Source organism: Paracholeplasma morum (assembly GCF_016907055.1).
In the GTDB taxonomy this organism is placed as follows: Bacteria; Bacillota_I; Bacilli_A; order Acholeplasmatales; family UBA5453; genus Paracholeplasma; species Paracholeplasma morum.
This window is the reverse complement of sequence record NZ_JAFBBG010000008.1, coordinates 50,461-63,592: the sequence shown is the minus strand read 5'-3', so window position 1 is coordinate 63,592 and position 13,132 is coordinate 50,461. Positions and strand designations below refer to the sequence as shown.

Here is a 13,132-nt window from a genome sequence, read left to right as displayed (position 1 = left end):
CCTAAATAAAATGTGAACATGATCTGAATCGTGGTTCCACTCAATTAAGGTAATATGATAATTAGTAGCTATATTTTCAAAAATCTCTTTAGCACGATTAGAGATGTCATCTGTAAAGACTTCACGTCTATATTTAGTGACTAAAATCAAGTGATACCACAACATAAAGACTGAATGTAAATTTGTGTCTAATTTTAACATTATATAGCCTTCTTTCCGTAATTATACCGAATGTTTATTATATTTATATTATACCATATTTTATATATAATATTCCACATAAAAAAACAAAAAAATCAATTCATCCCGCTACCTATAGAGGAAGGGGACTTATTGATTAGATTGTTAAACGATAAACATAAGTTGTTTACTTCTAGGTGGACCATTAGATTGCTCTCTCCATCAATCGTAATAATCAACTCTATTTTTAAATATTGCTAGTATTTTTACATGATTGTTTAGATTTGTCAATAGATATCAATAAAATAACCAAAGAATCTTATAGTCCAGGGCTAGTCTTCTAAATGTATACGCTTGATTGTCTTGTTTTTTAAATCTAAAATAACAGCATTTAATTGATTCTTAGTAATCGCTACTTGATTGGGTAATGAGTATCCATAAAGGAATCTATTGACAACAATATCCTTATCGACTCCAATAACACCATCAAGTGGCCCTGTCATTCCAACATCGGTAATATACAAAGTACCTTTAGGAAGCACGCGTTCGTCAGCTGTAGGGATGTGAGTGTGTGTCCCAACGATGGCGGAAACCTTTCCATCTAGATAGTGTCCTAAAGCGACTTTTTCGGATGTTGCTTCTGCATGAAAATCTACAAATACATAATCGGCTTTTACTTCATTAATGACTTTCTCGATTTCAAAAAATGGAGATTCCATATTCGCATTCATAAATGTGCGTCCTAATGCGTTAATGACTAATAGTGTTTGACTGTTAAATTTGATCAAATCATACCCTTTACCCGGGGCAGCTTTATAGTTTATTGGTCTAATAACATGTGAATCATCCATAAAAGTCAATAACTCGTTTTGTCCATAAGCATGATTACCCATTGTAACTGCAGATACGCCTTTTTGCATTAGTTCTTTATAGAACTTTTGAGTAATCCCTCTTCCATTATTAGCACTATTTTCTGAGTTAACAATGATAATATTAGGTTTATGAGCAGCCTTTAATTCATCGATATGGTCCAAGAAGATTTTTCTACCTGGTTCACCATATATATCGCCTATAAATAATACTTTCATTTTGTCCTCCTAATGAAGAAAAAGGAGCTTTCGCCCCTTTTATTTTGCAATATCTGTGGCACGCGTTTCTCTAACAACAGTAACTTTGATGGTTCCTGGATATTGAAGTGTTGCTTCAATTTGTTCTTTAATTTCACGTGCAACCTTAAAGGTTGATAAATCGTCAACTTCGTCTGGTTTAACAATAACGCGGATTTCGCGACCTGCTTGGATAGCGAATGAGCGTTCAACACCAGATACTTTATTTGAGATTTGTTCAAGTTGTTCTAAACGTTTGATGTAGTTATCCATCGATTCGCTTCTAGCACCAGGTCTTGCAGCACTTAATGCGTCTGCAGCTGCTACTAATACAGCAATGATCGATTCAGGTTCCTTGTCACCATGGTGAGAGGCAATCGCATCGATTACTTCTTTTGGTTCATGGTATCTAGAAACTAAAGATACACCGATTTCAACGTGTGAGCCTTCAACTTCATGGTCTACGGCTTTACCGATATCATGTAGTAATCCAGCACGTTTTGCAAGTACTTCATTTTCACCTAGTTCAGCAGCTAATTTACCTGCCAAAAAGGCTGTTTCAATTGAGTGTTTTAATACGTTTTGACCATAACTGGTTCTAAAACTCATACGGCCAAGCAATTTCACCAAATCAGGGTGTAATTTACCAATACCAGTTTCAAATACTGCATTTTCTCCAGCTTCTCTAATGAACATATCGACTTCTTGTTGTGCTCTTTCGACAACTTCTTCAATACGACCTGGATGAATTCTTCCATCTTCGACCAATGAACTCAAGGCACGTTTCGCAACCTCGCGTCTAACTGGATCGAATCCGCTAAGTACAACTGCTTCGGGTGTGTCATCAATAATCAAGTCAACACCGGTTAATGCCTCTATGGTGCGAATATTACGTCCTTCACGGCCGATAATACGCCCCTTCATTTCATCTGTTGGTAAAGTAACAACCGAAACGGTTCTTTCGCTTGTTGTTTCACTTGCATACTTTTGAATTGCAAGTGTTAATAGATTTTTCGCTCTGCTATCTACTTCAACTTTTGCTTTTTCTTCTTCATCTTTGATAAATAAAGAGATTTCTTCAGCCATATCATGTCTAACTCGTTCCATAATAATAGCTTGTGCTTGCTCTGTGGAAATTCCAGAAATTTCCATTAATTTCGCTTCTTGTTCCTTTAAAACGTCTTCCACTTTGCTATTTAATTGTTCAAGTTCTTGTTTCTTTTCATCAAGTTTAACTTCTTTTTGGCCTAAAAACTCTTCGCGTTTATCTAAGTTAGCGGATCTTCTATTTAACATTTCATCACGTTGAGTTATCTTTGTTTCAAGATCAATAACTACTTGTTTACGTTCTTTCATGTCACGTTCGAATTCACGTTTTTGATTATAAATATCTTGACGTGCCTCTAAGATAGCTTCTTTTTTAAGTTTTTCTGCTTCTTTTCTTCCATCTTCAACAATTTTTTCTGCGGCTTCACGAGTAATTCTTAGACTCTTTTCGTGCATTTTGACACGTAAATAGAATCCAATACCAGTTCCTGCTGCGATTCCAAGCAAAACGGAGACGATGATTATTAGTGCTTCCATCGTTAATTCCTCCATTTAGTTTTTCATGATTTTTTTAAAAGTAATTTGAGCGTTTTTATCTAAAACAACATCTAATTGAGATTATCATTTCATTATGTACTACTCTTTAATTATATAGTAGTTACGCCATTTAGTCAACGCATTACAATTCGTCTTTTATTTTAATTTTTTATATAGTATAATAAGAGAGATGAAATGGGGATTAATATGAAAAAAACAAATAAACCTTCGAAAATAAGCTGGTTTCTAAGACATAAATTGGTGCTTTTCATTGTTTTAGTCTTTGTTGTATTACCGATTATCATGGTTCCAACCATCTATATCACACAATATAACACAAACAAACCGATTATTTTTGAAGACAAAAAAGCTGAACTAACTCGTATTGAAGATACACCTTTTACTTTAGACTATAAGGTTATCGAAATGAGAGAAACTTCAAGTGATTTAAAGGGTGGTTATTTTAGAATACGTTATACATTAACTAAAAAAGATACTTTTAGTACAATATCTAACGTTAAACTTACTTACCAATTATCTACAAACTGGGAACGTTACACCGCTACTTCTACTGAGCAAATTAACCCTTTAGGAACAGAAAGAATTGCTCAAGTGAACTTTGATTTTGACTTAGATAAGAATATACTACCTTTTGTTAATTCTGGAACACCTATACTTTTTGCTAGAATTGTATACACAGAAACTTTACTGAATAGCACATTGGAACACGTTGTATATGTTAAACTACCTTATGATTTTGTTTCTCATGCAACCAAGATTATTCCAGCTTAATCGCTAATTTGAACTTTGAAGTTAATCAAACCTACCGAAAGACGTTAGGTTTTTTTATGCAAAAAAAGTTCTCATCACGAGAACTCTTATATGTTTACTTTAAATTGTAGTTTGCTCTAACTTGTGCTTCAATGGCTTTAGCAATCTCTGCATGTGTTTCTAAGAACTCTTTGGCGTTTTCTCTACCTTGACCGATTTTTTCACCTTCATAGGCATACCAAGCACCACTCTTCTTAACAATTTCTAGTTCGCTTGCTAAATCAATTAACTCACCCATCTTTGAAACACCTTTACCGTAGACAATGTCTACAGTAGCTGTTTTAAATGGTGGTGCTACTTTGTTCTTAACGACTTTGATGTTTACCTTATTCCCAACTATATCATTTCCTAGTTTGATTTGTTCAGAGCGTCTTACTTCTAGTCTTACTGATGCATAGAATTTAAGGGCTCGTCCACCTGATGTAGTTTCAGGGTTTCCAAACATAACACCAACTTTTTCTCTGATTTGGTTGATGAAAACTGCAATTGTGTTGGTTTTGTTTATGATACCGGAAAGTTTACGCATCGCTTGAGACATCAGTCTTGCTTGTAGTCCCACGTGAGAATCTCCCATATCACCGTTAATTTCTGCTTCTGGAACAAGTGCTGCCACTGAGTCAATGACAACAATTCCTACTGCACCACTTCTAATGAGTGCTTCTGCAATCTCTAATGCTTGTTCCCCAGTATCTGGTTGAGACAAAATAAGATTATCAACATCCACACCAAGTGCTTTTGCATACTGTGGATCAAGTGCGTGTTCAGCGTCGATAAATGCAGCGTAACCTCCAGCTCTTTGAACTTCTGCGATTGCTGTTAATGCAAACGTCGTTTTCCCTGAGCTTTCTGGTCCGTAAATCTCGATAATACGACCTTTTGGATATCCGCCAATACCTAGTGCCACATCAAGTGAAATTGAACCGGATGGGCTAGCATCGACATGTCTGTCAGCTTCATCGCCAAGTTTCATAATGGAGCCTTTACCGTATTGCTTTTCTATTTGCTTCATCGCATTAAGCAATGCTTCCTGCTTTTTTACGTCCATAGTCATCCTCCTTACTATATATATAACGTCTTTGACTGCTTATTACTTTAAATTGATTCAAAAACCAAATGCTTATTTTTGTAAAAGTATTCTACGCCTGAAAGGACTGTTGCGGCAAGGGCAATCCATAATAAAATGTCGCCTATCCAATGTGTTAGACCAAAATCATTAAACAATAGGAATACTAATGCAATAACTGTTGAAACCATTTTAATCTTTCCAAACTTGCTGGCAGCAATCACTTTACCCTTCTCAACTGCAAGTAAACGAATACCAGTTACGATGAACTCTCTAGCAACAACGATCAACGTCATCCACCAAAATACTCTTTGTTCGGTTTGAAGGTATAAGAATGCCGTGATGACCAATAGCTTATCGGCGATTGGATCAGTGAATTTACCAAATGTGGTAACTTGGTTGTTTTTTCTAGCTAAGTAACCATCCAAAAAATCAGTAAAGCTTGCAATAACAAACAAAATCGCAAATAACAACTGTGCAAGGTTCAATGAGAACACAGTGTCAATTGATTGAAACGGTTCAATAACCAAAATAATGACCATAATTGGAATGGCCACTATACGACTTAAAGTCAATTTATTAGGTAGTGTCATACATCATTCTCTCTTTCAATTTATTTTAACATATTTTCGGTTTAATAGTTGCATTTTAGCAACTCATTTGGTATAATTTGAGTTGCTTATCACGGGAGGTGACATCATGGCTAACATCAAACAACAAATCAAGAGAAACAAAACCAACGAAAAACGTAGACTAATTAATGCTTCATTCAAATCTTCTACTAAAACTGCAATCAAGGCAGTAATCAAGGCAGTTGAAGCAAAAGACAAGGAACAAGCTTTAGTAGCGGTTGCTTATGCAAGTAAGAAATTGGATAAGGGACAAGCTAAGGGTATTTACCATAGAAACTATGTCGCCAACCACAAATCACAATTAGCAATCTTAGTAAACAGTCTATAATCACATCAACGATGTGGTTTTTTTTTGTTTTATCCTTTGAACATGCGTTCAATTTCTAGTCTGTTCCCATATTGTGGAACCATCTTTACGTGTGATGCTAATGGTCCTCTAGGTGGGTATTTTGGATTATACCCAATGACATTGATATAGGCATCTGTAGTATCTCTTTCCTTAATCATTTGTAATAAAACATGCAAAGTAGCCTTGATATCATCAATCGCTCTATGCGTGTTTTTTACTTCTACGCCATAAGTAGAGACTGCATTGTCTAGCTTGTGTGGGAATGGGTGTCTATCCTTAAACATAGCCATAACGTCTAACAAGTCATTATTAAGTTCATATAGCGAATCCTTTTGACGTCTAAAAAGCGCCTTTAGAAACGCATGATCAAATGCAATATTATAAGCAACCAACAAAGTCTTTTCATCATACATGTCAAAAAATGCTTGAAAAGCTTCTTCTTCACTAATGCCCATAGTTAATAACATTTCATCGGTGATATTTGTGATTTCAGTGATTTTAGGTGGAAGAGGTTTATTTTGTCTAATTAAAACAGATAATTCTTTATCCATACGGTACTGCATCATTTTCGGGTCTCTTTTCAACAAAATCGCACCAATTTCGATGATGCGGTCTGTGTTGGGATATAACCCTGTTGTTTCAAAATCGAACAACAATATTTTTTCATATTTTTCTACTAACATCTTATACCTCCAACAAGAATAACTCTAGGCCAAGCTTTTTATCAATTCTACCAGATTTAATATCATAATCTAGGTTGGATAATCTTTCATAGAGAGATTCCAAGTCTACTTTTTTCATTTGTTGCGCATTTTTCACCATATAATATGCCTTAGCGGATTTTACACCAAAATACGATGCAATCATATCCTGTGTATAGCCCTTATCCAGTAACTGTCTGGATTGAATGGTTTCCTTAAGCTTTACAGAAATTGAACTGATAATTCGGATTGGATCCTCATTTTTTTCAAGTAAGTCGTAATACACTTCCAAAATGCGTTTTTTATTTCTCGCAATTACGGCGTTAGTGAGTTCAAATATATTCTCTTCTAGATTTCTACTAACCAATTGCTTAATGTCTTTAAGCGTTATTTTCTTTTCATCGAAAGCGAACAATCTAAGTTTTGCAATCTCGTTGTTTAATAGGGAAACATCATAATTGGTTCTTTCAAGTAATTCATCAATGGCTTGTTCATCAATTTGATATCTTAAAGCATCAAACTGAGCTTTGACATAAGGTTTAAACGCGTCCTTATCCATGTCTTTTACGGTTTCAATACGAATGTACTTCTTTGCCTCTTTAACAACGTTTAAGCTTGAATCTAGCGCTTTAGTTGTCATAAAAATAACCGTTGTGTCCTCATTCGGACTATGGAAGTAACGGATTAAATCTGGTAACAAGTCATCGGTTTTGTCTTCATAGAAAAACCACGGATTTTTTACCTTAATAATTTTTTTGTCAGCAAAAAAAGAAATTGTGTTCATTTCTTGTAAGAGTTGGTCCATAGATTGTTCTGTTAAATCATAAGATAGTACATTAAATGGATCTATGTCTAATGACTTTACTAAAGACTCAACAGCATTTTCGACTAAGAACATGTCATTGCCGGTGAATAAGTAAATCAAATCTGGCATGAAATCGCCCACTTTCTACTGTCAATTATACTACAATTAACCGTCTTTGTGTACCCTAATACGATATTTACGATCATAATATTTTAACCTAACGGTAATGGTGTTACTGTGTTTGGTTTGATAGATATATATGCCATTATCAAGGTATCTTGTTAGAATGGTTTTGTGAGGGTGTAAATATGTGTTTCCCGAGGATATAATCGCATATATCGGATTCACGTGATTAATGAACCGGCTAGATGACGAAGTGATTGAGCCGTGGTGGGGTACTTTTAGAAAATCACTTCCTAGTTCTTTTTTGTATTTATTAACCAAATCAACCTCTGCAGATTCTTCGATATCGCCTGTAAAAAGAAAACTAAAATCATTCATCTTGAGTTTTATTACTAAAGAGTTATTGTTGGCATTTTTATAGTCTTTTAGGGGGCCTAATATCGTCATTTCTATCCCACTACATGTTAATTTCTCACTAGGTCTTACGCGTTTAGTTTTATGACTACTATCGACAAGTAACGCCTCGATATCCTGCTCATAGTGACTGATGATTATCTCTGAAACATTGGCTGTTTCTAAAACATCATACATCTTTAAGTAATGATCTTCATGTCCATGGGAAATGATTAAATAATCGATATTAACGATATGGTTGTTTCTAAGGTATCCTTTAATGTCTCCATACGCATCGATGACGATGACACACCCATTGTGTTTAGATTCAATGATGGTTGTATCGCCTTGCCCAACATCCAAGAATGTCACCTGATCGTAAGGTTTTACGTATCTTATACAAGGAATCATATAAAGGAATAAAATAAGAAAAAAGCCTTTAAGTAATTTGTGTTTTGCTGATTCCTCTAAATAGATTAGCAGCCATAATACCATATAAATCAAAATTAATATGCCAGACAGTCTTGGAATTAAGAAGCCTATTTGATCCTGATTAATATATTCAAACAAGCTTATAATCGCTTTAAATCCCTCTTCTAACAACTCTGCAATCGGTCTAAATAAAGAGAACCATGCCAGTGGCATCAAGGTATAACTAAATACCCTCATGATGACTGGAGAAAACAGTAACGCTAAAGGATACATTCTACTTTGAATTTGCGATAAAAAGGGCAGTATTAAGAGTTGAATGTATATGGTTGTACCGACTGAACTCATAAAATCTGGTTTAGGACGTTCTAAAATGAAAAATAGACTAGAAATAAAGGTGAGCGGAAAAGCAATCGATTTAAGGTAAAAGGGATTTAATATGATCATTATCATAAATGTTAGAGATAACGCATCGAGTCGAGTTATCTTTTTATCGTTAATCACGAAGTACTCGTAGATTAAAAACTGTAAAGCAGCTCTTAATAACGATAACGGCATCTTTGTGATAAATAAATAAAATCCTAAGATGACTGTATAGCAAACTGTTCTTGTTTTCGGTTTAAAGGGCTTAAATAAGTATCCGCACATGGTCATCAAAATCTGAATATGTAACCCAGATAAAACGAACAAATGACTGATTCCCAATTTACTCAACGTGTCTTTATTCTCAAACTCATAATCCCCTAACACTAAGCTTTTGACAAAATATCGAGCATTAGTAGGTAAAGAATCCACATAAGTGTAAAGTCTATCCATTACCTTATAAGGGCTCTTTTCGACTTTGATTACCTCAAAATCGACATAGTTAAAATAGCCATTAATACCTTGGGACTTATAGTAATCATGAGCATCAAACCCATAAGTGAAGCGAGCATGATCATAAAGATTAGGTAATGTTTCAATCATAATAACTGACCCAATTTCAATTTCTTGATTCGACTTCAAATGATATTTCTTCGAATTACTCCTAATTGTGTAAACGAAAGGTTTATCTTCTGAAACCCAAAGTACACGATAATACCCATTAGGTTTAATCAAGGTTCTTGGCGTTTTTACTATGAGAAATCCAAGTAAGATGAACAAAAGCGATAACTTTAAAAGTTTATGCTTTCTCATGAAGAATACAAGTATTATCATAAGCAATAGATAGTACAGATTAAGCGCACTAAGTGCGCCAATTAGAAACCCAAACCCTAATAAATGTGTATTAGACGGTAATAAGGTTTTTAAGTTTTTCAAAGGTTTGATCGCCAATGCCAGATACTTGTTTTAAATCCGAAATCGTTAGAAATGCACCGTTTTTTTGGCGGTACTCGATGATTCTTTTAGCGGTTGCTTCACCGATACTAGGTAACATAACCAGTTCTTCTAGTGACGCAGTATTGATGTTTACTTTTTGAGTAACGGGTTCATCTTTTTTCTTAATTTCTATTCTAATGGAATCAAGAATTGGTTCCTTTAAGTTAATGGTAGATAAGTCCGCTTCAAGTTTAGGACCTAACGCGTAGTTAATCAGTTTCTCATAAGTTGTCCCAGACTCAACATAGTAAACACCTGGAAGATTGACTTCGCCATAAATCTCGACTTTAATTAGTTCAGGGACTACAATAGGTTGTAATTTTCTAGATTCTACCGGTTTATTGAGTAGTTTAGGGATAAAGATTAATAATAGTAAAAACAAAACGAACAAACCAACTTTGATTTTTTTCATTATATCACCCATTTAATGAATACAACGTAATACTATAAAAAAAAGTAAAACCAGTCGGTTTTACGTTATTTTTTTAAAGTTGCTTTGATATAGTGCTTACGTTCATCAGGACCTGCTAGCGTGATAACTTCCATTCCTAGATTCTCTAAAATGGATGTGTAGTATTTAAGTGGATAAATGGATTGTGTCACCTTGTAAGTTTCGGTTGTTGTTATCGAATGCTTTAAAGAGGCATTGTGTACGGACACTTTCCATTCATAATAAAATGGTTCAGTATCGGTTTCTATGTACCCATCCATCACGGATAAATACTCTTCTTTATAAACGTCAAACAAAAGCGTACCTTTGGCGTTTAGGGCATTTTTCAAATTCTTAAAAAGCCTTTTAGCCCCTTTGAAATAATTCACAACATCATTTAGCAAGATGATTTGGTCATACTTAGCTCTAATAGGTTCTCGTAAATCATGTTCATATAAATGTGCGTATAGGGCATTTTCTCTCATTTTATCCCTAGCAATTGCTAGTGATTCTGAGTCTAAGTCAATCCCACTCGCATGAAACCCTAGTTTTAATAGAGGAATTAGAAAAACACCTGTTCCACAGCCTGCATCCAAAAGTGACTTATTTGGATCAAGTTCTTTTACAATGAAATCTACAATTGGTCCGTAGTCGATGTCCTCAACCAAAGCTTCATAAACCTTTCCGAAACTCATGTTATAATTCGACTCTTTTTAACCCCATAAGGCGTTTATCGAAGCCATAGAAGTCTCTTTGTTCTTCCGAGAAGATATGGATGATAATATCCTTAAGGTCAACCAATAACCAACCACCTGTTTTACCTTCAATGCCTTTGATTTGATTAGGAAGTGCTTCTTTAAGGTAAGAAACCAAGGCGTTAGCTTGTCGTTCATTCGCGGTAGCCACAACCACATAATCGAAGAATGGCGAGGATTTCTCCATGTCATATACTCTGATGTCGGTTGGTTTAACCAATTCTAATGTTTTGATCGTTTTTTCTAATAAGTTCATTTCGTCTCCTTGTAATACTCTATACATTCTAGTTGTTCTATATGTGGTGTAACATTATCTTTTAAGAGGTGTTCTACCGTGAATTGAAGCGATAATAAATAAGCTTCTTTAAGGTCTTTTAGCGCACGTTCATAGACAATTTTTGCTTCTTTAAAGTGTCTATTTGGTTCCGAATAATCAGAAACAACGATAATCATGGTTTCCAAGTTCATATCTGGTTTACCCCACATATGGTATTGAATCGCCTCAATCACTTTCGGATCGTTTATCCCTAGGACTTTTTTTACATAGGCGGCTGCAGCCAGTGCGTGATAAACTACTTTGGTATCTTGATATTTCTTCACTAGCTCTAGATCATCAATCATTTCTACTTGAGATTCGATTGTATCGTACTTACATAAATCATGTAATAGTGCTGCTTGTTTCAAAACAAATGGGTCTCCACCATGAATTAAACCAAGTTCTAGAGCGCGTTCATATACGCCCTTTACATGTCGTATACGGTCTTTATGATCTCCAAGTTTTTCTAAAAGAATTCGTTCAAAATCCATTAGTATAACGCCTCACTTAATACCACCCTAAAGTCTTTAGGGGTATATACCTCGACGACTGCTGGTCCCATTAAATGGACAAAGGCAATGTCCGCAAATGCAACTTCGTACCTTTTAGCTTCTTTGATTCTAAAGACTTGTTTGACAAAGGTAGTTGACACACTATTTTTGAACAGGTGTTCTTTTCTTGAATCAAACTTTACGTAGGATGAATCGTATTTGGTTCTATGCAATTGCATCTTAGATGATGCATAAAAACTAATCCCCTTGAATCCACCTTCTAAGTAGGAAAATACCCCAATGCCATCTAGATAAACCGATTGTTGTTCGTCTAGTTGATAAATCGTTGGTTTAACTCTTGATTCAATCAATAGTTCTTTATAAGCCTCATATGGTAGAAATTCTGCAATACCACCGTCAAGGAAAATACCTGGGGTATCAATAATCTTTCGATCATTAAATGGCATGTCAAATTCTCCCTGTGTTAAACCTGGTTTTTTACCAGATAAAACGTTCGTTCTATGTTTCATTTTTTCAGCAATACGTCTAAATAGTAAGGATTTTCCTGAGTTTTGGAATCCTACTAAGTAAACATTTTGATGGTTTTGATAGTGACTAATCGTATCGATTAAAAGGTCAATATTATAGTTTTGAAGAGCAGAAACCGGAATTATTTCTTCAAAACGCATTTTAAGGATGTTTGCTTCTTCACGTATTTTATGAATCATTCGGTTGATATTTACACTTTTTTCAAGCGTATCTAGGTGGTTTAAAACGAGTATTGTTTTCGAATTTGGGAAATGTCTATCTAAACGATACTTCAGTCTTAATGACAAGTGATTAACACTTAGTACATAGATGATCAAAGCTTCTTCTTTAATCGTTGGCATATCGCCTTTTAAGATTTCTTGATTCGTTACTTTTGAGTAATTTTTCAAATTAAAACAATCCACACATAAATCATGTTCTATAGACTTGACATATCCTAAGGCTTTTTCGGTGTTTGTTTGTAGAATAACGCCACAACCACTACATTTTTTCATCTAAAAACCTCTCTTTATACAGTTCTTTATGGTGTTTTTTCGCCTTTTTCAAGAAAAAAGCTTCCATTTTTCGGTTAATTCGTGTTGGTAGGATGTCAGACTTTCTCATGATCGGATTCACAAAAATAGTGTAAAAACCCATTCGATTTCCACCTAAAATATCGGTCATGATTTGATCGCCAATGTTTATTACCGTGGTCTTATCGTTAACCCCCAACAGTTTAAGTGCTTTCTTAAACCCTTTTTTAAGAGGCTTACGAGCACTCGCTAAATATGGGTACTTTAAATCCTTTGAAAAGAGTGATACCCTTTGTTTATTGTTGTTAGAGATTAATAGGATTTTAAAGCCAATTTGTTCGATTTCATTGAGTAGGTTAATGGTCTTTTCATTAGGTGTATGTTCTTGATAAGATACCAATGTGTTATCGATATCAATTAAACATACTCGGAATCCTTTCTGATATAAACCTAAAAAATCGATGTTGTTCACCGATTTTTGATGTTCATTAGGAATAAAATTCAAATAACGTTTCTTCGCCATA

The 13,132-nt window shown here is 34.7% G+C and carries 16 protein-coding genes; 2 read left to right on the top strand and 14 right to left on the bottom strand.

Annotation, left to right across the window (positions count from 1 at the left end):
• The 3 genes from tnpA to rny all read right to left on the bottom strand — a co-directional run.
• Positions 1-201 (bottom strand): IS200/IS605 family transposase (tnpA, locus tag JN09_RS05045; RefSeq protein WP_204433398.1); only part of this gene is annotated, 201 nt, incomplete at its 3' end.
• A 311-nt stretch (positions 202-512) separates the two neighbouring features.
• Positions 513-1,268, bottom strand: coding sequence for a TIGR00282 family metallophosphoesterase (locus JN09_RS05040; protein WP_204433390.1), 756 nt, complete (start codon positions 1,266-1,268; stop codon positions 513-515).
• 39 nt (positions 1,269-1,307) lie between these two features.
• Positions 1,308-2,870 carry a ribonuclease Y gene (rny, locus tag JN09_RS05035; RefSeq protein WP_204433389.1) on the bottom strand — a complete coding sequence of 521 codons (1,563 nt, stop codon included), beginning with the start codon at positions 2,868-2,870 and terminating at the stop codon, positions 1,308-1,310.
• Between the two features lie 207 nt (positions 2,871-3,077).
• Here rny and JN09_RS05030 point away from each other — a divergent pair, with 207 nt between their 5' ends.
• Entirely contained in the window at positions 3,078-3,662 is a 585-nt protein-coding gene (locus JN09_RS05030; protein WP_204433388.1) for a hypothetical protein, read from the top strand.
• Between the two features lie 94 nt (positions 3,663-3,756).
• On the opposite strand, the gene recA is transcribed toward JN09_RS05030, so the two are convergent.
• Positions 3,757-4,746, bottom strand: a complete 990-nt coding sequence (gene recA, locus JN09_RS05025; RefSeq protein WP_204433387.1) for a recombinase RecA — start codon at positions 4,744-4,746, stop codon at positions 3,757-3,759.
• A 47-nt stretch (positions 4,747-4,793) separates the two neighbouring features.
• Positions 4,794-5,357: a CDP-diacylglycerol--glycerol-3-phosphate 3-phosphatidyltransferase gene (pgsA, locus tag JN09_RS05020; protein ID WP_204433386.1), complete on the bottom strand. Its 564-nt coding sequence runs from the start codon at positions 5,355-5,357 to the stop codon at positions 4,794-4,796.
• Between the two features lie 106 nt (positions 5,358-5,463).
• Between pgsA and rpsT the strand changes: the two genes are divergently transcribed.
• Entirely contained in the window at positions 5,464-5,724 is a 261-nt protein-coding gene (rpsT, locus tag JN09_RS05015; RefSeq protein WP_204433384.1) for a 30S ribosomal protein S20, read from the top strand.
• Between the two features lie 29 nt (positions 5,725-5,753).
• Here rpsT and JN09_RS05010 read toward each other — a convergent pair whose 3' ends face one another.
• From JN09_RS05010 to JN09_RS04970, 9 genes are all read right to left on the bottom strand, one after another.
• Positions 5,754-6,428 carry a 3'-5' exonuclease gene (locus JN09_RS05010; RefSeq protein ID WP_204433382.1) on the bottom strand — a complete coding sequence of 225 codons (675 nt, stop codon included), beginning with the start codon at positions 6,426-6,428 and terminating at the stop codon, positions 5,754-5,756.
• A 1-nt stretch (position 6,429) separates the two neighbouring features.
• A complete protein-coding gene (gene holA / locus JN09_RS05005) occupies positions 6,430-7,380 on the bottom strand; it encodes a DNA polymerase III subunit delta (protein ID WP_204433380.1) in 951 nt (316 codons plus the stop codon).
• Positions 7,381-7,416: 36 nt separating this feature from the next.
• Complete coding sequence (locus JN09_RS05000; protein ID WP_204433378.1) at positions 7,417-9,495, bottom strand: ComEC/Rec2 family competence protein; 2,079 nt, start codon at positions 9,493-9,495, stop codon at positions 7,417-7,419.
• Entirely contained in the window at positions 9,464-9,967 is a 504-nt protein-coding gene (locus JN09_RS04995; RefSeq protein WP_204433376.1) for a helix-hairpin-helix domain-containing protein, read from the bottom strand. The genes JN09_RS05000 and JN09_RS04995 overlap by 32 nt, the downstream gene beginning before the upstream one ends.
• Positions 9,968-10,032: 65 nt before the next feature.
• Positions 10,033-10,680, bottom strand: coding sequence for a class I SAM-dependent DNA methyltransferase (locus tag JN09_RS04990; protein ID WP_204433374.1), 648 nt, complete (start codon positions 10,678-10,680; stop codon positions 10,033-10,035).
• 1 nt (position 10,681) lies between these two features.
• Entirely contained in the window at positions 10,682-10,996 is a 315-nt protein-coding gene (gene rsfS / locus JN09_RS04985) for a ribosome silencing factor (protein ID WP_204433372.1), read from the bottom strand.
• Entirely contained in the window at positions 10,993-11,547 is a 555-nt protein-coding gene (yqeK, locus tag JN09_RS04980; protein ID WP_204433368.1) for a bis(5'-nucleosyl)-tetraphosphatase (symmetrical) YqeK, read from the bottom strand. The genes rsfS and yqeK overlap by 4 nt, the downstream gene beginning before the upstream one ends.
• Positions 11,547-12,590 (bottom strand): GTPase, encoded by a 1,044-nt coding sequence (locus tag JN09_RS04975; RefSeq protein ID WP_204433366.1) that lies wholly within the window; start codon positions 12,588-12,590, stop codon positions 11,547-11,549. The genes yqeK and JN09_RS04975 overlap by 1 nt, the downstream gene beginning before the upstream one ends.
• On the bottom strand, positions 12,577-13,131 hold the full coding sequence (locus JN09_RS04970) for a YqeG family HAD IIIA-type phosphatase (RefSeq protein WP_204433361.1): 555 nt from the start codon (positions 13,129-13,131) through the stop codon (positions 12,577-12,579). The genes JN09_RS04975 and JN09_RS04970 overlap by 14 nt, the downstream gene beginning before the upstream one ends.
• Position 13,132 lies beyond the last annotated feature (1 nt).

What these genes read in the sequence shown, in the direction of transcription:
- JN09_RS05040 (WP_204433390.1), bottom strand. Translation starts at nt 1,268, where the DNA reads ATGAAAGTATTATTTATAGGCGATATATATGGTGAACCAGGTAGAAAA.
- rny (WP_204433389.1), bottom strand. Translation starts at nt 2,870, where the DNA reads ATGGAAGCACTAATAATCATCGTCTCCGTTTTGCTTGGAATCGCAGCA.
- JN09_RS05030 (WP_204433388.1), top strand. Translation starts at nt 3,078, where the DNA reads ATGAAAAAAACAAATAAACCTTCGAAAATAAGCTGGTTTCTAAGACAT.
- recA (WP_204433387.1), bottom strand. Translation starts at nt 4,746, where the DNA reads ATGGACGTAAAAAAGCAGGAAGCATTGCTTAATGCGATGAAGCAAATA.
- pgsA (WP_204433386.1), bottom strand. Translation starts at nt 5,357, where the DNA reads ATGACACTACCTAATAAATTGACTTTAAGTCGTATAGTGGCCATTCCA.
- rpsT (WP_204433384.1), top strand. Translation starts at nt 5,464, where the DNA reads ATGGCTAACATCAAACAACAAATCAAGAGAAACAAAACCAACGAAAAA.
- JN09_RS05010 (WP_204433382.1), bottom strand. Translation starts at nt 6,428, where the DNA reads ATGTTAGTAGAAAAATATGAAAAAATATTGTTGTTCGATTTTGAAACA.
- holA (WP_204433380.1), bottom strand. Translation starts at nt 7,380, where the DNA reads ATGCCAGATTTGATTTACTTATTCACCGGCAATGACATGTTCTTAGTC.
- JN09_RS04995 (WP_204433376.1), bottom strand. Translation starts at nt 9,967, where the DNA reads ATGAAAAAAATCAAAGTTGGTTTGTTCGTTTTGTTTTTACTATTATTA.
- JN09_RS04990 (WP_204433374.1), bottom strand. Translation starts at nt 10,680, where the DNA reads ATGAGTTTCGGAAAGGTTTATGAAGCTTTGGTTGAGGACATCGACTAC.
- rsfS (WP_204433372.1), bottom strand. Translation starts at nt 10,996, where the DNA reads ATGAACTTATTAGAAAAAACGATCAAAACATTAGAATTGGTTAAACCA.
- yqeK (WP_204433368.1), bottom strand. Translation starts at nt 11,547, where the DNA reads ATGGATTTTGAACGAATTCTTTTAGAAAAACTTGGAGATCATAAAGAC.
- JN09_RS04975 (WP_204433366.1), bottom strand. Translation starts at nt 12,590, where the DNA reads ATGAAAAAATGTAGTGGTTGTGGCGTTATTCTACAAACAAACACCGAA.
- JN09_RS04970 (WP_204433361.1), bottom strand. Translation starts at nt 13,131, where the DNA reads ATGGCGAAGAAACGTTATTTGAATTTTATTCCTAATGAACATCAAAAA.